Origin of the sequence: Pseudoalteromonas sp. S1727, from assembly GCF_005886375.1 — a bacterium.
Lineage (GTDB): Bacteria > Pseudomonadota > Gammaproteobacteria > Enterobacterales > Alteromonadaceae > Pseudoalteromonas > Pseudoalteromonas haloplanktis.
Window position 1 is genome coordinate 1 of sequence record NZ_PNDT01000081.1, and the last position, 22,865, is coordinate 22,865.

Consider the following 22,865-nt stretch of genomic DNA (forward strand, 5'->3'; position numbering starts at 1 on the left):
TGTTGTCAAAAGTAGTTCAAGTTTGGTGGTTACTAAGCTTGAGCTGTTTTTATTTTACTGCCACGCAATTAAATGAACATAGCGTTCATTAGCAAATTTACAATGTGTATTGAACTGCACTAGAACCGAATCTTTATAATTGTGTGTGAAGATGTTGTCAAAAGTAGTTCAAGTTTAGTGGTTACTAAGCTTGAGCTGTTTTTATTTTCAGCCCATTTATAATTAGCATTCCATTCAAAGCGCCAGTTTGGCGCTTTTTTGTAACTGTAATTTTTTAACTATCAAATAGCTGCGCAATACTTTCTTTCCCGTGTTTTATTAAGTTATCTTTTATGACTTTTCTTATCGTTGCAGGTTTATTCTGACTAAGTTTAAAATTGCCACGCCAGTGACATGGGATAAATTCAATAAAACTCAGTTGTTGGTACATTGCATGGCGATGCTGTACGGGTACCTCATCTAGTTGCCATTTAGTTGTATCAGGTTTGCTAAAATGCAGCTCAAAGTGATCCGTTAGCCGTTGCATGATTTGCTCTTTTTTATCTGTATTTGTTATGAGCCGCACTTGAGCGGTTATATACACACTCGAATAAAGCCAGCTGGGCAAAGTTTTGTTTTGCGAATAAGAGGGTGATAAATAACAATCCTCGCCACTAAATAGTAAATTCACAGATTGACCATCGAGTAACGATAGTGGATTGTATTTAGCAACATGGCCGATAAAAACTTTTTGCTCTAAGTCATATAATAACGGCACGCGGCAAATATCATTAAGCTGGCTTTGAGAATTTGGCATTAAAATAGTTGCCAGTGGATAACTATTTACTAACAGCTGTAATTGCTTACCATCATGTTGTTGAAAATGCTCTGCTGGGTACATTATAGTTTTCCTTCTAGCTGCGACTTTATTGCTGGCCATTGTTCATCAATAATACTGAACCTAGCGGTATTTCGGGATGAGCCATCAGCGAGTAATCTGTCTTTATAGCTAATCCCCTCAAATCTTGCGCCAAGACGGGTAATAGCATTACGAGATTTAGTGTTTTTTTCATGGGTATTAAAGGTGATCCGTACCAGCCCTAATTCATCGAACGCGTAACACAGTAACAAATATTTAGCGTGTGTATTTACAAAGCTGCGCTGCCAAGCTGTGCCGATAAAAGTGTGGCCAATCTCAGCAGTTAAATGCTGTTTATTTAAAGCAAATAGTCGAGTCGTGCCTAGCACTTGCTGTGTTGCTTTATCAATAATGGCGTATACCACTTGCTGTTGAGCGTGAAATTGTGCGGTATTGGTAAACCATTCAGTGAGCATGGTTCGGGTTTGCGTGTAATTCATCAATACCCAACGCCATACTTGCGGATCTTGTCCTGCTTGATATAAACCTTCAAGATGGTTGGCAGATAAGGGCACTAGCGATAATCGCTCTGTACACAGGCTTTGTTTGCTAAACATAACATTCCTTGGATTTTAATTGGTTATTGCTTACTGTTAAGGTACGCTGGTTTGGTAAGTAATAAACAACCAGTTTTAGCTTTTTAACTAGACCAGTTTGACATTTTGTGGAGCAATGATGCAGCCTTTAGCCATTGAGTTTGATGATTTAGAGCCAGCCAAGTATTTGCAACTGGCCGACGCGATACGCAGTGCAGTCATGCACGGTAAGCTTGCTCCGGGAGTTAAACTCAGTTCAGCACGAAGCATGGCACACACTTATCGGTTAAATCGGCATACGGTAATGAATGCATTGCAATTATTAGTCGCTGAAGGCTGGCTTGAATCCCACGAGCGCTCAGGTTATCGAGTTACCAAATCATTGCCCATTGAAAGTAGTATCAACACATCGAATACTCCAATATTAAAAGCAAACCCCTATCAATTTGCCAAAACCTTGGCCGTGCCTGCTGCTGGCATGGATTTAACCGCGTATAAATATAACTTTGCCGGTGGCTTGCCTGATCTTGCCAGTTTCCCACATAAAGAGTTTAAACGCGCAATCAGTTATGTGTGTAATCACCTAGACGTTAACCAGCTGCATTATGGGCAGATCAGTGGTAACGAGCAGCTAAAAGCGCATATTTGCGATTATTTATACAAAGCGCGTAATTTAAACGCAAACGATGTATTGGTTTGCAATGGCTCGCAAGAAGCACTGTTTTTAATCGCAAAAGCGTTTATAACAAACGGTGATTTTGTTGCTGTAGAAACTCTCGGTTATCCGCCTGCAAGGCACGCATTTGCAGCCTGTGGCGCACAGCTGATTGATATAAAACAAGACAATGAAGGCTTATGTATTGATGATTTAAAAGCTCAGCTGCAGCGTTATCCAGTTAAATTGTTGTACTTAACGCCGCTGCACCAATACCCAACTACCGTGACTTTATCACCCACGCGACGCTTACAAATTTATCAGCTGTGTTATGCCCACAATGTGATGATCATCGAGGATGATTACGACCACGAATTTCATTATCGCTGTCATCCATTACAACCGATGGCCGCCGATGACCCCGCAGGCATTGTGATTTATGTATCGACGTTTTCAAAGATTATGTTTTCAGCCGCACGCATAGGTTATATTTGTGCAGCACCTGAAGTATTAGCGCAATTAACCGCGTGGAAGCAGCTGATGAATCATAAGAACGATGTAGTCATGCAATTAGCTGTCGCACATTGGATGAAAGAAGGCGGCTTTGAACGCCATTTAAAGCGCATGACCAAGCTGTATAAACAGCGCTATGAAGCGATGGATAGCTATTTAACAGCGTTACAAACAAAAGGGCTTCCCATAGACTACATAAAGCCCGACGGTGGTATGGCAATGTGGGTGAACTTGAATAAAGACACGCGCCATTTAAAAGCGCAGTTAGCAAAGCAAGGTATATATTTACAGACCGAAGTCGAATTTTACTATGCCAACTCTGTACGTAGTTTAAAGCCTGTAAACTATAGCCATATCCGGCTTGGTTTTGCCGGCCAATCGAGCGAGGAAATGCAGCAAGGTCTAGATATGGTTATCAAGCAAGTTTATTAAATCTACTTTTTGATTAAAGTTACTGATAGCTTTCACTATCAAAATAAAGCGGCTTTAAGGTGCCGCAATTGACAAATTTATAGGTGAGCTCACCTACACTCGGAACGAGATTGCTAGTGCGGAATTTTTGCAAACAGGCACTGGTTAGGTCGACATAAATAAGATGGTTATAACTCGGCGCTTTTGTGATTTGATGGATATAAATTCGTTCATTTTCATTGAGCGTGATCATCGCATATTGCTGCCATTTTGATGCTGGGCTTAAGTCATTAAGCTCACGTGCGTAAAGTAATTTATTGAAAACAATTGTTCTATTTTCATAAATTAAACTACCGCCATTTCTATAATCGCCCTCGTACACGTCGGCTGTGATTGTGAGTTCTTCGCCACGCATTAAACGTTGAATATTAAAAGGCTGGGGCTTGATAGTTACCAGCTCAGCACCTCTGACTACATTTAAAAATGCCACATCAGGGTTTTCAATCTTATAAACCAACTGCACATCGTGAGGTAGCTTATAGGTAGGTAAATTCGCAGCAAAAATACGTGGTCCCTGATTAACGAGAACCATTGGATGCTCAGCTTGGTAAGCTGGGTTGATAGGGGGAAGTTCTTGTTCTTCAGCAATTACAAAACAGCTTACAGATACTAACAATAAGGTAAGTAGTCGTCGCATATAAATTTTAATCTCAATTGTTGATTCATTTTTGCATTCAAGTACTAAGTGTAGTCAAAAATAGCGCTTTAGCCGTTTATAGTGTGTTTAAAAACGCGCAGCTTGCTCTACGACTATGGCGTGGCGTTTTGCTAAGCGCAGGTGATCTCTGTCATAACCTCCGCCAATCACGGTTGCCACTGGTGTATTGCTTTCAAGGCAGCGTTTAAGAACTAAGTGATCACGTTTTTCAATGCCTTGCCAGCTAATATCAAGTTTGCCTAGGCCATCTTGTTGCCAAATATCGACCCCCGCGTCATAAAGTACTAGATCAGGGTTGAGCTCATTGAGTAGAAAACTCAAGGTATCATCAACAATCCCCAAATATTCATCGTCTTGCATATTATTGGCTAAACCAATGTCGAGATCGCTAGCTGATTTACGAAATGGAAAATTCTTTTCACAATGAATCGAGCATGTATAGGCATACGGTTGGTGGGCAAGCATTGCCGCAGTACCATCACCTTGGTGTACGTCTAAGTCAAAAATTAATACATTGGTGACTTCGCCTGATTGAATAAGGGTTTGCGCTGTAAAAGCTAGGTCGTTGACCATGCAATACCCTGAGCCAAAGTCGGTATGGGCATGGTGAGTGCCGCCAGCTAAATGACAGGCAATACCATGTTTAAGTGCAAGGCGTGCGGTTTGCAGCGTACCTTGTGGCGCGGTAAAGGTGCGTGCCATTAATTGTTTTGACCAAGGCAGGCCAATACGTCGCATGGCTTTGTCGTCTAACTGGTTATGCCATAAGTCTTGAATGTAATTATCACAATGTACTAATTCAAGGGGATCTGGGCTGCCAAGTTGGGGGGTAATAAGGTTGTCATTTACTAAACCAAGGGCTTTCACTTGCTGGAATAAATTAGCAAACTTACTCATTACAAACCGATGCTTAGGATCAAAGTTAAACGAATAGTTGGGATGGTAAACCAGTGGTAGGTGTGGATTCAGTGCCATAATGACATTATTTTGTAAATTTGTGTCTAGGGTAACCTACTGAACAACTGCAATCCAGTGGCTTACAAGCTTAGTGGATCAAACTTTCAAGTTCACGATGGAGTAATTCATCATCTGCAAGGTTTAACTCAATTAAGCGTTTTAAGTGAGTGATACTATCAATATCAATATGAGTGCATTTTAAACCAACATGTTGCTGCTTGATATGGCAAATAGTGACTGTCATCGCGATGATAATATCACTTTGCGGGAGTTTAAAAGCCAAAATGGCAGTACTATTTTTTGCAAAATCAAACTCATCATCACGGCTAACTAATGCACCATTTAATGAGATATCAAGCAATTGGCAAGGATAACTATGGGTATTATTGGTCAAATGCGCAGGGGTTGAAAATAAAATGCGCGTGTAATGTCGACGATTTTCCATAGTGACTCCTTTTAGTTGCAGTAGCTTAAGTATAGTGTGTTTTTTACTCGCTTGTAGCAGCTTCAGCAACGAAACTTATACTGCTTTGGGGGTAAATGACTGTGAATACGTATTTCATCGTCATTATTTTTACTATTAAGATACTTAACTAGAAATGACTAAGCGTATATTTCTTTCAAAAATAAAAAGCCCCACATAAATGCAGGGCTTGAAAGGTGGATACAGTCTAGAAGCTAGAGCTTAACCAATCTTTTTGTATTTGATACGCTTTGGTTGAGCAGCTTCAGCACCTAAGGTCTTTTTAAGCCACTCTTCGTATTCAGTGTAGTTACCATCAAAGAAGTTAATTTGCCCTTCGTCACGGTAATCAAGAATATGGGTGGCGATACGGTCTAAGAACCAACGGTCATGCGATATACACATTACGCAGCCTGGGAATTCTAAAATCGCGTTCTCAAGTGCACGTAATGTTTCAACGTCCAAGTCATTGGTTGGCTCATCCAGTAGGATAACGTTACCACCAGCTTTGAGTAGTTTAGCCAAGTGTAAGCGGTTGCGCTCACCACCTGATAGGTCTTTAACAAACTTTTGCTGATCGTTACCTTTGAAGTTAAAACGACTTACATAAGCACGGCTTTGGAATTCAAAGTTACCAATTTTCAGTACATCTTGCCCGTTTGAAATTTCTTGGAAAACAGTATTGCTTTCATCCATGTTGCCACGGAACTGATCAACTGTTGCCAGTTCAACCGTTTCACCTAAGCAAACTTCACCACTATCGGCTTGTTCTTCACCACTGAGCATTTTAAACAAGGTTGATTTACCCGCACCGTTGGCACCGATGATGCCAACTATTGCGCCTTTAGGCATAGTAAAGCTGAGATCATCAATAAGTACACGATCACCAAAGCTCTTTTTCAAGTTTTTCACTTCGATAACTTGATCACCTAAACGTGGTCCAGGTGGAATAAATAACTCGTTAGTTTCATTACGCTTTTGGTAGTCAGACTGCTGTAGTTCACTAAATTGTGCCATACGTGCTTTTGACTTCGCTTGACGACCTTTCGGGTTTGAACGAACCCACTCAAGCTCTTGCGCAATTGATTTTTGACGGGCTTTTTCAGATTTTTGCTCTTGTTGTAAGCGGGCATCTTTTTGTTCTAGCCACGACGAGTAGTTACCTTCCCATGGAATACCTTCACCACGGTCAAGCTCTAAAATCCAGCCAGCTACGTTATCTAGGAAGTAACGGTCATGGGTTACCGCCACAACAGTGCCTTCGTAATCGTGTAAGAAGCGCTCTAACCATGCAACAGACTCTGCATCTAAGTGGTTGGTTGGCTCATCAAGAATAAGCATATCTGGTTTTTCAAGTAGTAAGCGACAGATCGCAACACGGCGACGTTCACCACCTGATAAGTGTTCAACCTTTGCATCCCAAGGTGGTAGGCGAAGTGCGTCAGCAGCACGCTCTAGAACATTATCAATGTTATGGCCATCATGTGCTTGGATGATTGCTTCAAGTTCACCTTGTTCTTTGGCCAACGCATCAAAGTCAGCATCTTCCATCGCGTATTCGTTATACACTTCATCAAGGCGATTCAACGCGTTTTTAACTTCGCTTACAGCTTCTTCAACCGTTTCACGTACTGTTTTGCTTTCATCTAAAACTGGTTCTTGTGGTAAGTAACCAATTTTAGTACCTGGTTGCGGGCGAGCCTCACCTTCAAACTCTTGATCAACACCGGCCATAATGCGTAGTAAACTTGATTTACCCGAACCGTTTAAGCCAAGTACACCAATTTTAGCGCCAGGGAAAAAATGCAAAGAGATATCTTTTAAGATAGTGCGCTTAGGTGGCACAACCTTAGATACTCGACTCATCGAGAAAATAAACTTATCAGGTAAAACCATGGAAGGAGCCTTCAAATAATAATAAAAATTTTAATGTTGTATTGTAGTGGCTCACAGGTGAAACAGTCAACGAATGGCGTAGATAGATTATTTTTTACAGCTCTAGTAGCTTAGTTAAATAGCGCAATAAATAGTTAGAAAATTATGCGTTAATGGGGATGCGATGTTTCGGCATTAATGGGGGGGGCTATATATGTAAGTTTTTGTAAGCATTTGTTTTTTATTGTTGGCAGGCTTTTTATTATACAAAAATTGAAGTAATGTTCATTTACTAATAAATTAAAGGATTAAAAATGCTTAAAGTAATCGTCAGTTCTATGTTTTTTTTAGCCGTTTGTTCCACAAGTGTATTTTCTAAAGCTGAGACAAAATACTATACAGGGATTGCAATTAGTAGCCAGACCTTAAAGCTAGATAATGAGTTTAAGCTCTATGATAACGGTGAGTTTAAATCTACAGTGTTTACACCATATGTAGGGTATCAATTTAACCAGTACGTAGCGTTAGAAGCAAGATTCGGGTTTGGTAGTGGTAATGATAATGAAGTTATTGCATCGCAACCTATTAAAATCACTGATGAATATGAGTTAGAAAATCAACAAGGATTATTACTTAAACTGCAGTATCCATTATCGGAAGGTTTTTCTTTGTACGCCACGGCCGGTTACTTTGATAGTAAGTTTAAAGTTCGCTCAACTTATACACAAATAAACAGTGACTTTTCTCAATCTAGCAATGGTAGTTTTAGTGAAAAAGGTGCGTCGTTTGGTGTTGGTGCCGCTTACTCTATTAATCAAAACTGGCAATTGTCTAGTGAGTTTCAATACTTCGATCAAGGCAGCGAGAAAAGTGAAGCGCTGAGTGTAGCCATTAGCTATTACTTTTAATCGAATAGTATTGCTAATTCGTTAGCAATACACCCACGCCCATTAGCGCAAGTAAACCGCCTATCAGCATCTTACTAGTAACTGGCTCGCGTTTTATAAAACCGATACTCATTACAATCAATGGTGCAGTTGCGAAAATCGTTTGTGCAATGGCAGGATCGGTGTATTTAACTGCCCCAAGCTGTAGCCACAAGCCAAGAAAAGTACCAAGAAAAACCGCGGCAAAGAACCATTGCTTGCCGCTAACCCCTTTCAAAGTGAGTGCCTGTTTAAATTCACTGTTTTTAAACACTGTGACGACTAAACCCACAGTTATGGTTCCTGCTGCTAATCTAATTAATGCCGCCCATAAGCTGCTCATTTGTTCGTTATTGAGTGCGCCTTTTGACATTACCATACCGAGCGCTTGGCAAATAGCAGCCGCGAGGGCACATAAAATACCTTTGCGATAATGTTGTTGATCAACCCTAGGAAGCGATTTTTCTGGCTTGATTGCTATTACTACACCGATTGTTGTCAATGCTATGCCTCCCCAAGCAAGGAGAGATAAATAATGGTTTAACAGCACAATATTAAAAATCCCCACTAGTGCTGGAGCTAGGGATTCAATAACTAAAGTACGGACTGGGCCAATATTACGCAGGGCTGCAAAGTAGGCGCTATCACCAATAGCAATCCCAATCACACCACCGGCAACTAGCCACAGCCAGCTGGTCATATATTGTGGTATTGCAGAGTCTTGAGTAATGGCAATTGCTGCTAACATCATAGCACTGGCTAACACACCTTTACTAATATTGAGCTGCATAGACGTTAAGTGATGACTAAAACCTTTATATAGCATGGTCGAAAGTGCCCAAGCTATCGCTGCTAATATTGCAAAAAGTTCTCCTAAACCAAGCCAATCAATCACGTTTATCACCTTAAAGTAAAATCAACAGGCGCATTATGGCGAGCTGTTTTGAGAATGCAAAAAATAGTTAAGTTAAATTCATTTAGACATCTAAACATCTAGAGGTTGAAATTTCTAGCTATCAGTTCATAATTAGCCATTGGTTAATTATGCCTTGGAGATGAGTATGCCTATTACCGTTAAAGATGAATTGCCCGCGATTGCGAGGTTACGTCAAGAAAACGTATTCGTAATGCCAAAAAGCCGCGCGAAAACGCAAGAAATTCGCCCTATGCGCTTGGCGATTTTAAATTTAATGCCTAATAAGGTTGAAACCGAGGTACAGTTCATTCGTTTACTTGCCAATTCCCCTTTACAAGTGAATGTAGAACTACTGCGTTTAGACACTCATCGTAGTAAAAATACTTCAGAGCAGCATTTAGATACGTTTTACCGTTATTTCTCTGAAGTTAAAGACAACAATTATGATGCGCTGTTGATCACTGGTGCGCCACTGGCACATTTAGAGTACGATGAAGTGGCTTATTGGGATGAACTCAAAGTCATTCTAGATTGGGCAGAGCAACATGTTACCTCAACGCTGTTTTCGTGTTGGGCGGCCCATGCGGGTTTATTCCATCATCATAATTTAAAGCGCGAGCTAAAAGAAAATAAACTCTGTGGCGTGTTTACCCACAAGTGTTACTTTGAACATGGCGCATTAACCCGTGGTTTTGACGATACCTTTGTGGTGCCGCACTCGCGCTATGGTCATATTGATATTGAAAAAATTAACGCCTGTGATGACTTAGTTGTTCTGGCAGGTTCAGAGCAAGTGGGTGCTTACTTAATAAAAAATAAATCAGGCAGCCAAGTGTACATTACCGGTCACCCTGAATATGATGCCGATACCTTAAAAGGGGAATATCAGCGGGATTTAGAAAAAGGCCCCGATGCTCCCATGCCAGAAAATTACTTTCCAGATAACAACCCAGATAACGAACCGTCGAAAACCTGGCAAAGCCATGCCTTTTTGCTTTTTTCGAACTGGTTAAATTATTATGTGTACCAAACGACACCTTATGATATTAATTTAGTTAGCCAAGCCGTAAGGACTAACAACTATGCCGAGTAATACAGTGAATAAACATGCAGAACTAGCCGAGGCGCTGAAACAGCGAATTTTAATCCTCGACGGCGCCATGGGCACCATGATCCAAGAACATAAATTAGAAGAACAAGATTATCGTGGTGAGCGCTTTAAAGATTGGCATGTCCTGATCAAAGGCAACAATGATTTATTAAGCCTGACTCAGCCAAAAATTATTGCCGATATTCACCGTGGCTTTTTAAATGCTGGCGCTGACATTATCGAAACAAACACCTTTAACTCGACCACCATTTCGATGGAAGACTACGATATGGCAAGCATCAGTCGAGAAATAAATGTAGAGTCTGCCAAACTAGCACGCAGTATTTGTGATGAGTTCACTGCAAAAAATCCCGCAAAGCCGCGTTATGTTGCAGGTGTGCTGGGGCCAACTTCAAAAACCTGTTCAATCTCGCCTGATGTTAACGACCCAGGCTACCGTAATATTACTTTTGACAAACTTGTCACCGCCTATGTTGAGTCAACTCTAGCGCTTATGGAAGGCGGTGTTGATTTGATTTTGATAGAAACAATTTTTGATACCTTGAATGCTAAAGCAGCATCGTTTGCAGTTGAAGAAGCGTTTGAGCAAGCGGGGCGCAAGTTGCCAGTTATGATCTCAGGCACTATCACTGACGCGTCAGGACGTACCTTGTCAGGGCAAACTACTGAAGCATTTTATAATTCGATTCGCCATATTAAGCCAATTTCGATCGGTTTAAATTGTGCACTTGGGCCAGATTTACTGCGTCAATATGTTGAAGAATTATCACGTGTTTGCGAAACCTTTGTATCTGTTCACCCTAATGCCGGTTTACCGAATGAGTTTGGTGAGTATGATTTAGAAGCGCCGGAAATGGCTGCTGAGATCATTGATTGGGGCAAATCAGGCTTTATTAATATTGTGGGTGGATGCTGTGGTACTACACCTGCACATATTAAAGCGTTTGCTAAAGGTCTTGAAGGGGTCAAACCTCGTCCACTGCCTGAGCTGGAAGTGCGTATGCGCTTATCGGGTCTTGAAGCGTGTAACTTAAATTAAGGTAGCCGAGATGACACAACAAATAGCAGTATTTACCAACGTCGGCGAACGTACCAATGTGACCGGCTCAGCCATGTTCAAACGCTTGATCATGGAAGAAGACTATGAAACCGCCCTCAATGTTGCCCGCGAACAAGTAGAAAATGGCGCACAGGTGATTGATATCAACATGGATGAAGCCATGTTGGATTCAAAAGCTGCCATGGTGAAGTTTTTGAATTTGATTGCCTCAGAGCCAGATATCTCTAAAGTACCGATCATGGTCGACTCCTCTAAGTGGGAAGTGATTGAAGCGGGCTTAAAGTGTATTCAGGGTAAGGCGATTGTTAACTCAATCTCGCTTAAAGAAGGTGAAGAACCGTTTATTCGCCAAGCTAAAATTATTAAACGCTTTGGCGCAGCAGCTGTGGTTATGGCGTTTGATACCGATGGCCAAGCTGAAACTGCAGACCGTAAATATGAAATTTGCGAGCGTAGTTACCGTATTTTAGTTGATGAAATTGGCTTTCCACCAGAAGATATTATTTTTGACCCAAATATATTTGCGGTTGCCACGGGCATCGAAGAACACGACAACTACGCTGTTGAATTTATTGAAGGCACACGCCGCATTAAGCAAAACCTACCACACTGTAAAGTGTCGGGTGGTGTATCAAACGTCTCGTTTTCATTTCGTGGTAATAACCCAGTACGAGAAGCGATCCACTCGGTCTTTTTATACCATGCAATAAAAGCGGGCATGGATATGGGGATTGTAAACGCAGGGCAACTTGCGGTTTATGATGATATCCCAGCAGAGCTACGTAAAGCGGTTGAAGATGTTATTTTAAATACCGATCCCGGTGCGGGGGAGCGTTTAGTTGAGCTGGCACCTAAATATTCTGGTATGGCGCAAGCAGAACGCGTTGAAGATTTAGAGTGGCGCACATGGCCAGTTGAAAAACGCTTAGAGCATGCACTTGTAAAGGGTATAACAGAATACATTGATATTGACACCGAAGAGTGTCGTGCGGCGGCTGATAAACCTATTCACGTGATTGAAGGTCCATTGATGGACGGCATGAATGTGGTGGGTGATTTATTTGGCGCAGGTAAAATGTTTTTACCACAAGTGGTTAAATCAGCCCGTGTAATGAAGCGTGCAGTGGCCTACTTAGACCCATTTATTGAAGCTGAAAAAGAAGAAGGGGCCACTAACGGTAAAGTGGTCATGGCCACCGTTAAGGGTGACGTACACGACATTGGTAAAAACATTGTTGGCGTTGTTTTACAGTGTAACAACTACGAAGTCATCGACTTAGGCGTTATGGTACCGGCAGAGAAAATTTTGCAAACTGCCATCGATGAAAAAGCCGATATCATTGGTCTATCTGGGCTTATTACGCCATCACTTGATGAAATGGTGCATGTTGCCAAAGAAATGAAGCGCCGTGGTTTTGAGCTACCGTTATTGATTGGCGGTGCGACTACCTCAAAAGCGCATACGGCTGTTAAAATTGAACCGCAATACGATAAAGGCGTGGTGTATGTTAATAACGCCAGCCGCGCTGTGGGTGTGGTATCAAACTTATTATCAAAAGAGTTAAAGCCAGCCTTTTTAGAAAAAACACAAGCTGAATATGTAAAAGTACGTGAGCAGCAAGCACGTAAAAAGCCACGTTCAAAGCCTGTAACCATTCAGCGTGCTCGAGATAACGCCGCTCAACTTGATTGGGATAACTACACACCACCGGTGCCGAAAAAGCTCGGTGTGACTGAGTTTAAAGATGTTTCGATTGCTACTTTACGCAAATACATCGACTGGACGCCGTATTTCATGACCTGGTCAATCGCGGGTAAATACCCACGCATTTTAACGGATGAAGTGGTTGGCGAGCAGGCACAAAGTTTGTTTAAAGATGCGAATGATATGCTCGATGAGCTTGAAAAATCAGGTAGTTTACAGCCATTGGGTGTGATTGGTTTATTCCCGGCCAACCGCGTAGGTGATGATATTGAAATATACACAGACGAAAGCCGCTCTGAATTATTAACCACGTCATGCCATTTACGTCAGCAAACCGAAAAAACTGATTTTGCGAATTACTGTTTAGCCGATTACATCGCCCCGAAAGGCACGCCTGATTATTTTGGCGCGTTTGCGGTAACTGGTGGTCTTGAAGAGGATGACTTAGCTGATGCATTTGATGCCAAGCAAGATGACTATAATAAAATTATGGTTAAAGCTGTAGCGGATAGACTCGCTGAAGCATTTGCCGAGTACTTACACGAACAAGTGCGTAAAGAGTATTGGGGCTTTGCCCCTGATGAAAACTTATCAAACGATGAGCTTATTCGTGAAAACTACCAAGGTATTCGCCCAGCACCAGGTTACCCAGCCTGCCCTGAGCATACTGAGAAAAAGAAAATCTGGCAGCTACTCGATACTGAAAAACGTATTGGCATGCAACTCACCAGTTCATACGCCATGTGGCCGGGTGCTGCTGTTTCAGGTTGGTACTTCTCCCACCCTGAAGCTAAATACTACGCAGTAGCGCAAATCCAAAAGGATCAGGTTGAAGACTACGCCAAACGCACCAACATGACGCTGGCAGAAGCAGAGCGTTGGTTATCGCCTAACTTAGGGTATGAGCCGGAATAGAGCAGCTGTAAGCGGTCAGCTATCAGCCGTCAGTTTAAAAAAAGCGAGCCAAATGAGGCTCGTTTTTATTTGTTTTCAGAGTTGGTTCAAAGTTTTGTAAGACAGAGAATAGTTTATTGTTACCATCTCAGTGTGTGATAACCGAACGTTGGTTTATAAAATATTATTTTCGAGGAAATTAACGTATGAAGCTTTATAAGTACTTATCAGAAGATAGGCTAGATGTTTTAACTAACAGGAGAATTAGGTTTTCTTACCCTAGAAGTGTAAATGATCCGTTTGAGTCATCTATGATGCTGGGAGATTATGAACTAAATCTAAAAAAGCCACATGAGAGGCATGATGAATGTAGAAAAAAAATGACTTTTCTCTCACTATCTAGGAACAGTGGGAATTTATTAATGTGGTCTCACTATGCAGCCTCACACACCGGGTTTTGTATTGAGTTTAATAGAAAAAACAACTTTTTCTCGAAGGCACAGCCAGTTATTTACCGTAGAGAAAGAGGTGTCCTAAATGGGTATATATCGATAGAAGAGCAGTTTAACTTCGATAAAACACTGCTTCAAAAGCCTATCGATTGGGCCTATGAGGAAGAAGAGCGTATATTTGCCTCAGATTTAGAGTCTGAACCTCTGGTTGGCAATAATGATATTTTTGGTGAAAGTATTAATTTATTAGAATATCCAGTAGGCGCAATCGATGGAGTGTATTTAGGCTTAAGATCTAGTGATATATTAAAAGAAAAAATATCAGAGGAGTTACTAAGGATTTCTGCTGGAAAAATAAAGTTATATAAAGCTGAGACTGACTCAAAATATTACCAATTAAGATTTCAAGAAGTTTTATATAAGAAATAGTAGCTTTAGTCATATAAAATTTAATCTTAGTTTTTGAGACTTAACTACTGTTCTATATTTTGGAACAAAATTATCTCTAGTCACCATATATTTGCGTCAAACAAACCTGAAATATAAACGATTCTAATTTCTAGCTTTTTAAATAATGAACTATCAATGAAATATCTAAATTATATATTACTTTGCCTATCTCTACTTTTTGCATCGCATACGTTTGCGCTTGAGCAGCAGTATCATCAGAATATTTCACCTATTATTGCCGCGTTTAAAGCTGATGATAAAGCGGTGGTTGCTGCGCTGGTGAGTTATCCGTTAAAACGCAGCTATCCAGTGCCTGCTATTAATAATGAAGCTGAGTTGGTTGAGCGATTTGATGACGTGTTTGATGAAACGCTTATTAAACAGATTGCTGACTCAGATATTGATACTGATTGGGATAAAGTAGGTTGGCGCGGCATTATGCTAAATAGTGGGCTCGTTTGGGTTGATACCGATGGTAAAATTATTGGGGTTAATTATCAAACAGCCAAAGAGCAGTTGCTGGTTAAAAATTTAATAGCAGCTGATAAGCAAGCGCTGCATCCAAGCCTTAATAACTTTGATAAACCAGTATTAAAGTGGCAGACGACTAAATACCGTATGCGTATTGATGATTTAGGGGATAATAATTATCGGTATGCATCGTGGCACATTGATAAAAAAACCAGTGATAAACCAGATAGTGTGTTATTTAATGGTGAGATGAATTTTGAAGGCAGTGGCGGTAATCATAGCTACACCTTTAAAAATGGCCGTTACAGGTACGTGTTACAGGTATCGGTTATTGGTTGCGAGAACTCACCACCGGGCAGGCTTGAAGTATACAAAGACGATGAATTGTTGTTATCTGAAGATGTGATCATGACTAAATAAAAATTTATTCGCAGATAATAAAAAACCGCCAACTGGCGGTTCTTATCAAAGCGTTTAGTTGGCTTTTAGGTTAGTGACTTTTTTCAAAATCACTCACTTCGCGCTCAGCTTCTTCTTTCGATTTTCCGTATGCTTGCTGAATTTTGCCAACAAGCTCTTTACGGCTACCTTCGATTTTATCTAAATCATCGTTGGTAAGGTCGCCCCATTTACGTTGCGCTTTACCTTTCAGTTCTTTCCAATTACCTTCGATACGATCGCTATTCATAATTTACTCCTTGTATAGATAAGTGATTTGTTCAATTAGTAAATTGCAAACGCTATACCAAATTAGTAAACATCTATTTTTTAAGTTAAATCAAGTTATTATGATTTAAAGTGAAGTGGGCCGAGATAAACGATGTTCAATAGTTACTGCAAAGTGTGTAATTATTGCGACGTTAAATACGCGCTTTTACAAATGCCGCAATTGCGTCGTCTTGGCAATGTGCGAAAAAACACTTTTGAAAACGTGGACCGCCAATGGCTTGTTTGATCAGCTCTGGGTCAATGGCTTCAAGTGCACTTAAGTAATCTTTAGCGACATCTGTTTTTAATTGATTTAAGATCCCCGCATTAGTCACTTGTGACTCTTTACGCTCAGCTGGGTAACCTTGGCCTTTTTCACCGGTAAAGGCTTTTTCAAAAATATATTTAATATTTAACTCAGCACCCCAACCAAATCCTTTGGCATATGGTAAAGCAAGGGCATTACCATTGTTTATTTGTGCAAATAGATAAGCATCAGATGGGTCAATACAGTATCCACAGTTGACACCCGCAAATGCATTGCTCGCCATTAGCGCTCCTTGACCTGTACCACAACCTGTCACAACAAAGTCTACTGCTTTAGAATTTAATAATAAGCTGGCGATTATACCAAGGTGGATATAAGTCAACCTGTGGTCGTTATCGCCATCCATTCCAACATTAAAAACTTGATGACCTTGCGCCTGTGCAACGCTATTTAATTGCTCAAGTACGATTGGATTTTTAGCCGCTTGACTGAATTCATTCATTAATGCAATTTTCATTTAGTCCTACCCAAATTAATTAGTGTTAAGTCGATTCTAGCTGTATTTGCTACCGGTGGTAAATACGGGCAACTGTAATAGATGGCCGATTACATAATTTAACGCAGGTTAACAGTTTGTGCGTTGTTGCTGTATAATTAGTCACTGTGGCCTGTAGGTGCAATGACTTTTTATTTTCAGGGCTTTCCTATGAAGTATGTTTTTTATTTGTTTATGTTGTTTAGTAGTAGTGTAGCTGCAAAGCCAGCATTGGTTATTGATATCCTAAGTAATGAAAATTTTAGTGAGCGTTATAGCGCTTTTTTAAATGGTCGCGATGTACTCAGTATTACTGACTTTACAGCCAATACGGATGGTTCTCATCTTGAAATTGTGGAAATGATTTTACTGCAACAAGCGCTTTATTTAGGAGGTGAAACTCGGCCTGTTGAGTTTCGGGCGCAACCTTGGGCTGCGAATACTGAGTTTGATGCCTTAATTGATGGGACTAGTTTAATGCTGGCGCGCAGTATGTGGCATGAAGACATCTTAAATTACCGAGGCTCGCTTTATGTGAGTGATGCTGTTATTGAGTTTGGCCAATATGAAGCGGGCTTATATGTCTCTGCTGATAACTTGCAGGCGCAACAATTACAATTATCACAACTCAATAAGCTAACTGTGGTGGTCAACCCGCGTTGGCATGTTGATTGGCGGGCGCTCATTAACACTCCGATGAGTGCAATTAGCTATATTGGTCCGTGGGAGGAGATGTTAGCTATGGTTAAAGCGAACGTGGTTGATGCAATGATGATTAATTTTAGTGTCGGTGCGAACTTGGATTTAAACTATGAAGGGCACTTATTTACACCAATTAAAAACGTAAAAGTCGTATTACCTGATACTCGGCACTTTGTTGTTAGTAAAAATCATCCGCAGGGTAAAGAGGTTGCTCAAGCACTGTTTACAGGTTTAAACGTTTTGCGACAACGCGGCATCATCAATAAGGCATTTCAGCAATCAGGGTTTATCAATCAGCAGGTTAAAGATTGGCAAGTAGTAAATCAGCAAATGATAGTTACTAAGCAATGATAAATTTTCAAAGCATATTTTTATTCGTACTTCTGATGTATGGTGGTGAACTTTTTGCAAATACGACAGCGCAAGATAAACAGCAATTAGAGCACTATTACACTAAGTTTAAAGCCGATATTGATGCCGATAACATGCTGCATGTTATGAGTTACATTCACCAATTGCGGCAATTAGCTGTATCGCAACAGGCGTTGGAAATTGAGGTTGAAAGTTACTTATTTGAAGCCATGGTCAAGCGCCGTTATGGGGCATTTGAAGAAGGTGTAAAGCTTAATAATTATGCTCTGGAATTAGCGCAATCAGCAGGAAATAAAAAGTACACGGCTTGGGCTTATTTACATTTAGCACATTTAGAAATGGAGCTAGAGCGTTTTCGTTTGGCGCAGCAGTATATACACCATGCTATTGATTATTATAAAAGTGATAATTCAGAATACACCACACTAATGTACCTTTGGCAAAGTAAGATCTACTTGGCAATGGGGAGTTATCATCAAGCATTAGCAGCGAGCAATAAAGCGCAAAGTGTGACAGCAAATATTGGTGACACCATGTATGAAGTTGCGGTCAACCACGCGCAGATCCTCCTTAAACTTGGCGATTATCAAGCTGCACAGACGATGTTAGCTAACGTTGATCCTACCCAGATCAGTAAGTCACAAGAACGTGTTCGTTTACAATATTATTTGGCGTTGGCTAATTGCTATTTGCAAGCAGGTAATTTCAAGTTGGCCATTCATACCGCGTTATCACAGCTTGCAAATAGTTATAATACGCGTTTTTTAGAAGAACAGGCACAATTACAGTTTTTGGTGGCAAGTGCTTATCGCCAGCAAAAAGAATTTAAGTTGGCGTATCGTTATTTGAATCGATATTCGCTGAGCAAAGATGCATTAAGCTTACAGCGACGCAATAATAAGGTATTACAACTAGAGGCTCATTTTAAATTTGATTCGCAAAATCAACAATTATTGCTTTTGAGTAAAGATAACGCGTTAAAAGAGCAACGTTTATTACAGCAACAGCAAACAATAGAGAACCACCATTTACAGCAACAACGTTGGTTATTAGCCGGTATTTTGATTATGTGCGGCTTGGCATTTATCTATTGGCGCTGGCAAAATCAGCGCTATTTAGTAACGCTAAAACAACAAGTTGCTGAGCGTACTCATGCACTTGCTAAAAGTAATGAACTTTTAAAAACAATGAGTTATACAGATAGCTTAACGGGGTTACATAATCGCCACTACTTTTTTAGTGTGATTAATCAGCAACTAGCAAAATTAGCACGAGCAAATCATTTACTCCCGCCTGCGCAATTGCAAAACTTAGTTTTTGCAGTGGTAGATATAGATCATTTCAAGCAAATTAACGATAGTCATGGCCATGGGGCGGGCGATCAGGTGTTAGAGCAGTTTTCAAAAATACTGCAACAACACAGCCGTGATAGCGACTTATTGATCCGCTGGGGCGGGGAAGAGTTTTTATTAGTAATGGATAATCTCACCTTTAATGAAGCCGCACATACACTAAATCGCGTGCGTAACGCGGTTGCAGATCATCAATTTACTTTAAACCATGATGAGTCGTTGCAGTGTACTTGTTCAGTCGGGTTTGCCAGTTATCCTTTTATAGCTGCGATGCCGGAGTTATTTAACTGGGAACAAGTGATCGAACTGGCGGATGGAGCATTGTATTTAGCGAAGGAAAATCAACGCAATGCATGGGTTGGTATAGCCCCTTCAACAGAAAAAACACATTGGCAAAGTGATGATGTAGTTAAGCATTATCGTAAATATCTGTTAGCCGGTGAACTACAAAGCTATAGTAATATTACCGCAAAGCTGAAATTTTAACGTATCTTGAGGTGGTTTGGGTATAATCAGCAAAATGGTTATTAATGGTAAAACGTGTGCTACCCGTTGAAGATATTTATACACAGCTAGTTTCCCAACTAAAAACTCAGCCGATGACATTATTACAAGCGCCGCCAGGAGCGGGTAAGTCAACGTGGTTGCCATTGCAGCTAATGCGTGACGGGCATTTCCAACGCATTGTAATGCTTGAACCACGGCGTCTTGCTGCACGAAATATCGCCAACTATTTAGCTAGTTGCCAGAATGAAAATGTTGGCCAAAGTGTTGGCTTACGGATCAAACAAGAAACTAAAGTCAGCGCTAATACTCGCCTTGAAATTGTCACCGAAGGCATGTTGACGCGAATGCTACAAAACGACCCTGAATTGACTGGCGTTGATTTACTTATTTTTGATGAGTTCCATGAGCGCTCACTCGCCGCTGATACTGCATTAGCTTTTGCGCTGGAATCACAGGCTGCACTACGTGATGATTTAACTATTCTATTGATGTCAGCAACTCTTGACGGGCAGCGTTATCAGCAGTTTTTTGACTGCCCGATTATTGAGTCAAGTGGGCGTAGTTTTCCTATTGATGAAGTGTATATTCCATTAAAAGATGAAAGCCGTTGGCTCGATCAAATACCTGCAATAATCACTCAGGCGGTCAATGAACAAGTGGGGAGTGTACTGGTATTTTTACCCGGTCAGCGAGAAATAAATCGTGTACAGCAAGCTCTCACAGAATTACCTACAGACTGTCAGGTGTTCACCTTATTCGGTGAGCAAGATAAGGCGACTCAGCAAGCTGCTATTGCACCGGCAAAAAGTGGGCAGCGAAAAATCGTATTGACTACCAATGTGGCTGAAACAAGTTTAACCATTGAAGGTATTCGAGTTGTAGTTGACAGTGGCAAACGTCGTACTGCCAGTTTTAATTTAAAAACAGGTGTAACTGAGTTGATAACGCAAAGTATTTCTCGTTCATCAGCAATACAAAGGGCTGGTCGTGCTGGGCGTGTAGAGCCCGGAGTAGTATATCGGCTTGGCTCTGTGCAAACTTTTGAGCGACGTAATAGTCATGATGCGCCAGAAATAGTCAGCACTGATATAAGCCAATTATTATTAGAGGCAAAGTGTTGGGGCGCTGAGCTAAGTGATTTGCGCTTGTTAGATCCACCTGCACAACAACAAGTTCAGCAAGCAACTAAACTACTCCAAATGTTAGAAGCTCTCGACGGTAAAGAAAAGCTCACTGCCCTTGGTACACAGATGCTCGGTTTTGGTACTGACATTCGCTTAGCGCATATGCTTATTAAGGCGCAGCAATTAGAGTCGAGCATGCCGGGGATGTATAGTTTAGCAGCGTATTTAGTGGCGTTATTGGAAAGCCGCATTAGCCATGCAGCTGATCTGAATCTAGCGCTACATAGCCAACATGCTCGGCCACATCCCATATTTAAACAACAACTTAATTATTGGTTAAAGCGCTTAAAACTCAGCCCCGTAGCAGAGCTAAAAACCAAATACTTAGCGTTGCTGGTCGCGTTTGCATTCCCTGATAGGCTCGCGAAAAAACGAGGTAATGGTTATTTACTTGCAAATGGTGCTGGCGCTGAGCTTAGTGAAGAGTTTTGGCATAACGATGATTATCTCGCTATTGCCAGTATGGGTGGGCACAAAGGAGGCCGGGTGTTTGCGGGTGTTGCATTTACACCAGCTGAAATTGAAAGCGAACTTGGGCATTTGTTTTACCAGCAAACCCGTTGTGAATTCGACGAAAAAGCCGGGCGTTTCATTCACCAAGATGAAATAAAGTTAGGGGCTATTACTCTTAGCAGTCAGCCGAGTCAGCAAAAGCTTGATAAAAGTGAACGAGCTAAAGCATGGCTTAACATGTTTAAAAAGCATAGTTTTAGTATTTTCAATGAACAAAGCGAGAGTGAGCAGTTACTTATTCGCATGCGCTTAGCCAGTAAATTACTGCCAGAGCAGTTCCCAGCCATTACTGAGCAGTCACTCATTGACAGTGCCGATATCTGGCTTGTGGCATACCTACAAGATATTAAAACGCTTGATCAGCTTAAAAAGTTTAATTACTGCGAGGCACTACAAAATGTCTTTGACTGGCAGCAACAATCAGCTTTAAAGGCGTTATTGCCACTTAGATTAACAGTGCCGAGTGGCTCAAATATTCGTATTGAATATCAACTCGATGGCCCTGCAAAACTCAGTGTGCGGATGCAAGAAGTATACGGCATGACCAGTACGCCATTACTCGCACAAGGCAAGCTTGCCCTATTAATGGAGCTGCTTTCACCAGCAAGGCGACCATTACAGCTTACGCAAGATCTTGCTGGCTTTTGGCAAACTAGTTATCGCGATGTGCAAAAAGAAATGAAGGGCCGATATCCCAAGCACTTTTGGCCAGACAACCCAGCAACCAGTATCGCGACCAGTAAAGTAAAAAGTAAAATGTGAAAGTAAGTTTAACTATAAAGTCGTGATTTATGGTTCAAAAAAAGGTAAGTTAAATACTTATTGATTGCATAAACAAGGAGTTTGAAATGAAGAATATAATTGTTGTTCTATGTTTATTTATAAGCACACTCACTTGGGCACAGACGCTAAAGGTTGTTGATGTTGCAACAGAAATCGCTCCAGCTACGAGTTGGTTAGAAGTGGTTGATAGTGGAAAATACGCAAATAGTTGGCAACAGGCGGGGGTGTTTTTTCAAGAAAACGTACCTAAGGCGCTTTGGGTATCTAAGTTAGAGGAAGTGCGTGCTCCGCTTGGTAAAGTTCAATCCCGCCAAGGTATCAGTCGTCAAGAGCTAACTGCTATCCCACAATTACCTGATGGTGAGTATGTCATTTTAGAGTTTCAAACTGATTTTGAAAATAAAGCGGACTCTATTGAAACGGTGACGCTAAAAAAATCAGCTGAGCAGTGGCAAGTGATTGGCTATTTTATTCAATAAGCCTCATAAAATGAGTATCGCTATTTCGTTGTCGCAATATGTTAAGAAACGAACAGGTGTGGCGCTGGGAGCCTCAGGTTCAATGCGTAATATGCTCGAGCGCTCGCTGGGGGCCCCTTCGTTTTATGTCTTTTGGCGTTATTGGAACCCAATTTGGAGCTACTATTTATCGCGCTTCGTGATGAAACCAATAGCCGATTTTTTACCTAATTGGTGTGCGGTATTAGTGACGTTTGCTGTTAGTGGGGCACTGCATGACTTGGCTGTAATGCTTATTAAGTGGCGGTTTATTTACTTCTTTACGCCGTGGTTTATCTTAATGGGTGGATGTGCGCTGGTAAGCCTGCAATTTAAACTCAGTTTCCCCCAACTTCCTTGGTTTGCAAGGGCTGCTATAAATTTGATTTATATTGTGGGGAGTTTTTTGCTTGTGGATTTATTCTTTTAATTT

21 protein-coding genes are annotated in these 22,865 nt (G+C 41.0%); 12 read left to right on the forward strand and 9 right to left on the reverse strand.

Translation table 11 applies throughout. The features are described from left to right. Nucleotides 1-274 precede the first annotated feature (274 nt). Complete coding sequence (locus CWB85_RS16605; protein ID WP_138555486.1) at nucleotides 275-880, reverse strand: FMN-binding negative transcriptional regulator; 606 nt, start codon at nucleotides 878-880, stop codon at nucleotides 275-277. Beyond that, on the reverse strand, nucleotides 880-1,455 hold the full coding sequence (locus tag CWB85_RS16610) for a GNAT family N-acetyltransferase (protein ID WP_016708700.1): 576 nt from the start codon (nucleotides 1,453-1,455) through the stop codon (nucleotides 880-882). The genes CWB85_RS16605 and CWB85_RS16610 overlap by 1 nt, the downstream gene beginning before the upstream one ends. A gap of 118 nt (nucleotides 1,456-1,573) precedes the next feature. On the opposite strand from CWB85_RS16610, the gene pdxR reads away from it, so the two are divergent. Beyond that, the gene (pdxR, locus tag CWB85_RS16615) at nucleotides 1,574-3,034 is read left to right on the forward strand and encodes a MocR-like pyridoxine biosynthesis transcription factor PdxR (protein ID WP_138555504.1); all 1,461 of its coding nucleotides are present in this window, start codon (nucleotides 1,574-1,576) and stop codon (nucleotides 3,032-3,034) included. 19 nt (nucleotides 3,035-3,053) lie between these two features. Here the strand turns inward: pdxR and CWB85_RS16620 are convergent, their stop codons facing one another. From CWB85_RS16620 to ettA, 4 genes are all read right to left on the reverse strand, one after another. After that, on the reverse strand, nucleotides 3,054-3,710 hold the full coding sequence (locus CWB85_RS16620) for a hypothetical protein (protein WP_138555487.1): 657 nt from the start codon (nucleotides 3,708-3,710) through the stop codon (nucleotides 3,054-3,056). An 87-nt stretch (nucleotides 3,711-3,797) separates the two neighbouring features. Then, on the reverse strand, nucleotides 3,798-4,706 hold the full coding sequence (locus CWB85_RS16625; protein ID WP_138555488.1) for a histone deacetylase family protein: 909 nt from the start codon (nucleotides 4,704-4,706) through the stop codon (nucleotides 3,798-3,800). A 70-nt stretch (nucleotides 4,707-4,776) separates the two neighbouring features. Then, nucleotides 4,777-5,133 (reverse strand): PilZ domain-containing protein, encoded by a 357-nt coding sequence (locus CWB85_RS16630; RefSeq protein ID WP_138555489.1) that lies wholly within the window; start codon nucleotides 5,131-5,133, stop codon nucleotides 4,777-4,779. 240 nt (nucleotides 5,134-5,373) lie between these two features. Next, on the reverse strand, nucleotides 5,374-7,047 hold the full coding sequence (ettA, locus tag CWB85_RS16635) for an energy-dependent translational throttle protein EttA (RefSeq protein ID WP_016708705.1): 1,674 nt from the start codon (nucleotides 7,045-7,047) through the stop codon (nucleotides 5,374-5,376). Between the two features lie 293 nt (nucleotides 7,048-7,340). Between ettA and CWB85_RS16640 the strand changes: the two genes are divergently transcribed. After that, complete coding sequence (locus tag CWB85_RS16640) at nucleotides 7,341-7,934, forward strand: porin family protein (protein ID WP_016708706.1); 594 nt, start codon at nucleotides 7,341-7,343, stop codon at nucleotides 7,932-7,934. A gap of 13 nt (nucleotides 7,935-7,947) precedes the next feature. Here the strand turns inward: CWB85_RS16640 and CWB85_RS16645 are convergent, their stop codons facing one another. Continuing rightward, complete coding sequence (locus tag CWB85_RS16645; RefSeq protein ID WP_016708707.1) at nucleotides 7,948-8,847, reverse strand: DMT family transporter; 900 nt, start codon at nucleotides 8,845-8,847, stop codon at nucleotides 7,948-7,950. 166 nt (nucleotides 8,848-9,013) lie between these two features. Here CWB85_RS16645 and metA point away from each other — a divergent pair, with 166 nt between their 5' ends. From metA to CWB85_RS16670, 5 genes are all read left to right on the forward strand, one after another. Next, the gene (gene metA / locus CWB85_RS16650; RefSeq protein ID WP_016708708.1) at nucleotides 9,014-9,961 is read left to right on the forward strand and encodes a homoserine O-acetyltransferase MetA; all 948 of its coding nucleotides are present in this window, start codon (nucleotides 9,014-9,016) and stop codon (nucleotides 9,959-9,961) included. Next, a complete protein-coding gene (locus tag CWB85_RS16655; protein WP_016708709.1) occupies nucleotides 9,951-11,018 on the forward strand; it encodes a homocysteine S-methyltransferase family protein in 1,068 nt (355 codons plus the stop codon). The genes metA and CWB85_RS16655 overlap by 11 nt, the downstream gene beginning before the upstream one ends. 10 nt (nucleotides 11,019-11,028) lie before the next feature. Then, the gene (gene metH / locus CWB85_RS16660; RefSeq protein ID WP_138555490.1) at nucleotides 11,029-13,659 is read left to right on the forward strand and encodes a methionine synthase; all 2,631 of its coding nucleotides are present in this window, start codon (nucleotides 11,029-11,031) and stop codon (nucleotides 13,657-13,659) included. 185 nt (nucleotides 13,660-13,844) lie between these two features. After that, nucleotides 13,845-14,519 (forward strand): DUF2971 domain-containing protein, encoded by a 675-nt coding sequence (locus CWB85_RS16665; protein ID WP_138555491.1) that lies wholly within the window; start codon nucleotides 13,845-13,847, stop codon nucleotides 14,517-14,519. 156 nt (nucleotides 14,520-14,675) lie between these two features. After that, nucleotides 14,676-15,431, forward strand: a complete 756-nt coding sequence (locus CWB85_RS16670; protein ID WP_138555492.1) for a hypothetical protein — start codon at nucleotides 14,676-14,678, stop codon at nucleotides 15,429-15,431. A gap of 70 nt (nucleotides 15,432-15,501) precedes the next feature. Here CWB85_RS16670 and CWB85_RS16675 read toward each other — a convergent pair whose 3' ends face one another. Together CWB85_RS16675 and CWB85_RS16680 are read right to left on the reverse strand one after the other, a co-directional pair. Next, nucleotides 15,502-15,699 carry a CsbD family protein gene (locus CWB85_RS16675; RefSeq protein WP_016708712.1) on the reverse strand — a complete coding sequence of 66 codons (198 nt, stop codon included), beginning with the start codon at nucleotides 15,697-15,699 and terminating at the stop codon, nucleotides 15,502-15,504. A 172-nt stretch (nucleotides 15,700-15,871) separates the two neighbouring features. Further along, nucleotides 15,872-16,504, reverse strand: a complete 633-nt coding sequence (locus CWB85_RS16680) for an RpiB/LacA/LacB family sugar-phosphate isomerase (RefSeq protein WP_138555493.1) — start codon at nucleotides 16,502-16,504, stop codon at nucleotides 15,872-15,874. Nucleotides 16,505-16,693: 189 nt separating this feature from the next. Between CWB85_RS16680 and CWB85_RS16685 the strand changes: the two genes are divergently transcribed. From CWB85_RS16685 to CWB85_RS16705, 5 genes are all read left to right on the forward strand, one after another. After that, on the forward strand, nucleotides 16,694-17,575 hold the full coding sequence (locus CWB85_RS16685) for a hypothetical protein (RefSeq protein WP_138555494.1): 882 nt from the start codon (nucleotides 16,694-16,696) through the stop codon (nucleotides 17,573-17,575). Beyond that, complete coding sequence (locus tag CWB85_RS16690; protein ID WP_138555495.1) at nucleotides 17,572-19,434, forward strand: GGDEF domain-containing protein; 1,863 nt, start codon at nucleotides 17,572-17,574, stop codon at nucleotides 19,432-19,434. Before CWB85_RS16685 ends, CWB85_RS16690 begins: the two co-directional genes overlap by 4 nt. A gap of 56 nt (nucleotides 19,435-19,490) precedes the next feature. Next, entirely contained in the window at nucleotides 19,491-21,914 is a 2,424-nt protein-coding gene (gene hrpB / locus CWB85_RS16695; RefSeq protein ID WP_138555505.1) for an ATP-dependent helicase HrpB, read from the forward strand. Between the two features lie 86 nt (nucleotides 21,915-22,000). Next, the gene (locus tag CWB85_RS16700) at nucleotides 22,001-22,414 is read left to right on the forward strand and encodes a DUF4019 domain-containing protein (RefSeq protein WP_016708717.1); all 414 of its coding nucleotides are present in this window, start codon (nucleotides 22,001-22,003) and stop codon (nucleotides 22,412-22,414) included. 10 nt (nucleotides 22,415-22,424) lie between these two features. Further along, a complete protein-coding gene (locus tag CWB85_RS16705; RefSeq protein WP_138555496.1) occupies nucleotides 22,425-22,862 on the forward strand; it encodes an MBOAT family O-acyltransferase in 438 nt (145 codons plus the stop codon). Nucleotides 22,863-22,865: the final 3 nt, after the last annotated feature.

Coding starts and splice junctions, on each gene's coding strand:
- CWB85_RS16605 (WP_138555486.1), bottom strand. CDS start 880: ATGTACCCAGCAGAGCATTTTCAACAACATGATGGTAAGCAATTACAG.
- CWB85_RS16610 (WP_016708700.1), bottom strand. CDS start 1,455: ATGTTTAGCAAACAAAGCCTGTGTACAGAGCGATTATCGCTAGTGCCC.
- pdxR (WP_138555504.1), top strand. CDS start 1,574: ATGCAGCCTTTAGCCATTGAGTTTGATGATTTAGAGCCAGCCAAGTAT.
- CWB85_RS16620 (WP_138555487.1), bottom strand. CDS start 3,710: ATGCGACGACTACTTACCTTATTGTTAGTATCTGTAAGCTGTTTTGTA.
- CWB85_RS16625 (WP_138555488.1), bottom strand. CDS start 4,706: ATGGCACTGAATCCACACCTACCACTGGTTTACCATCCCAACTATTCG.
- CWB85_RS16630 (WP_138555489.1), bottom strand. CDS start 5,133: ATGGAAAATCGTCGACATTACACGCGCATTTTATTTTCAACCCCTGCG.
- ettA (WP_016708705.1), bottom strand. CDS start 7,047: ATGGTTTTACCTGATAAGTTTATTTTCTCGATGAGTCGAGTATCTAAG.
- CWB85_RS16640 (WP_016708706.1), top strand. CDS start 7,341: ATGCTTAAAGTAATCGTCAGTTCTATGTTTTTTTTAGCCGTTTGTTCC.
- metA (WP_016708708.1), top strand. CDS start 9,014: ATGCCTATTACCGTTAAAGATGAATTGCCCGCGATTGCGAGGTTACGT.
- CWB85_RS16655 (WP_016708709.1), top strand. CDS start 9,951: ATGCCGAGTAATACAGTGAATAAACATGCAGAACTAGCCGAGGCGCTG.
- metH (WP_138555490.1), top strand. CDS start 11,029: ATGACACAACAAATAGCAGTATTTACCAACGTCGGCGAACGTACCAAT.
- CWB85_RS16665 (WP_138555491.1), top strand. CDS start 13,845: ATGAAGCTTTATAAGTACTTATCAGAAGATAGGCTAGATGTTTTAACT.
- CWB85_RS16670 (WP_138555492.1), top strand. CDS start 14,676: ATGAAATATCTAAATTATATATTACTTTGCCTATCTCTACTTTTTGCA.
- CWB85_RS16675 (WP_016708712.1), bottom strand. CDS start 15,699: ATGAATAGCGATCGTATCGAAGGTAATTGGAAAGAACTGAAAGGTAAA.
- CWB85_RS16680 (WP_138555493.1), bottom strand. CDS start 16,504: ATGAAAATTGCATTAATGAATGAATTCAGTCAAGCGGCTAAAAATCCA.
- CWB85_RS16685 (WP_138555494.1), top strand. CDS start 16,694: ATGAAGTATGTTTTTTATTTGTTTATGTTGTTTAGTAGTAGTGTAGCT.
- CWB85_RS16690 (WP_138555495.1), top strand. CDS start 17,572: ATGATAAATTTTCAAAGCATATTTTTATTCGTACTTCTGATGTATGGT.
- CWB85_RS16700 (WP_016708717.1), top strand. CDS start 22,001: ATGAAGAATATAATTGTTGTTCTATGTTTATTTATAAGCACACTCACT.
- CWB85_RS16705 (WP_138555496.1), top strand. CDS start 22,425: ATGAGTATCGCTATTTCGTTGTCGCAATATGTTAAGAAACGAACAGGT.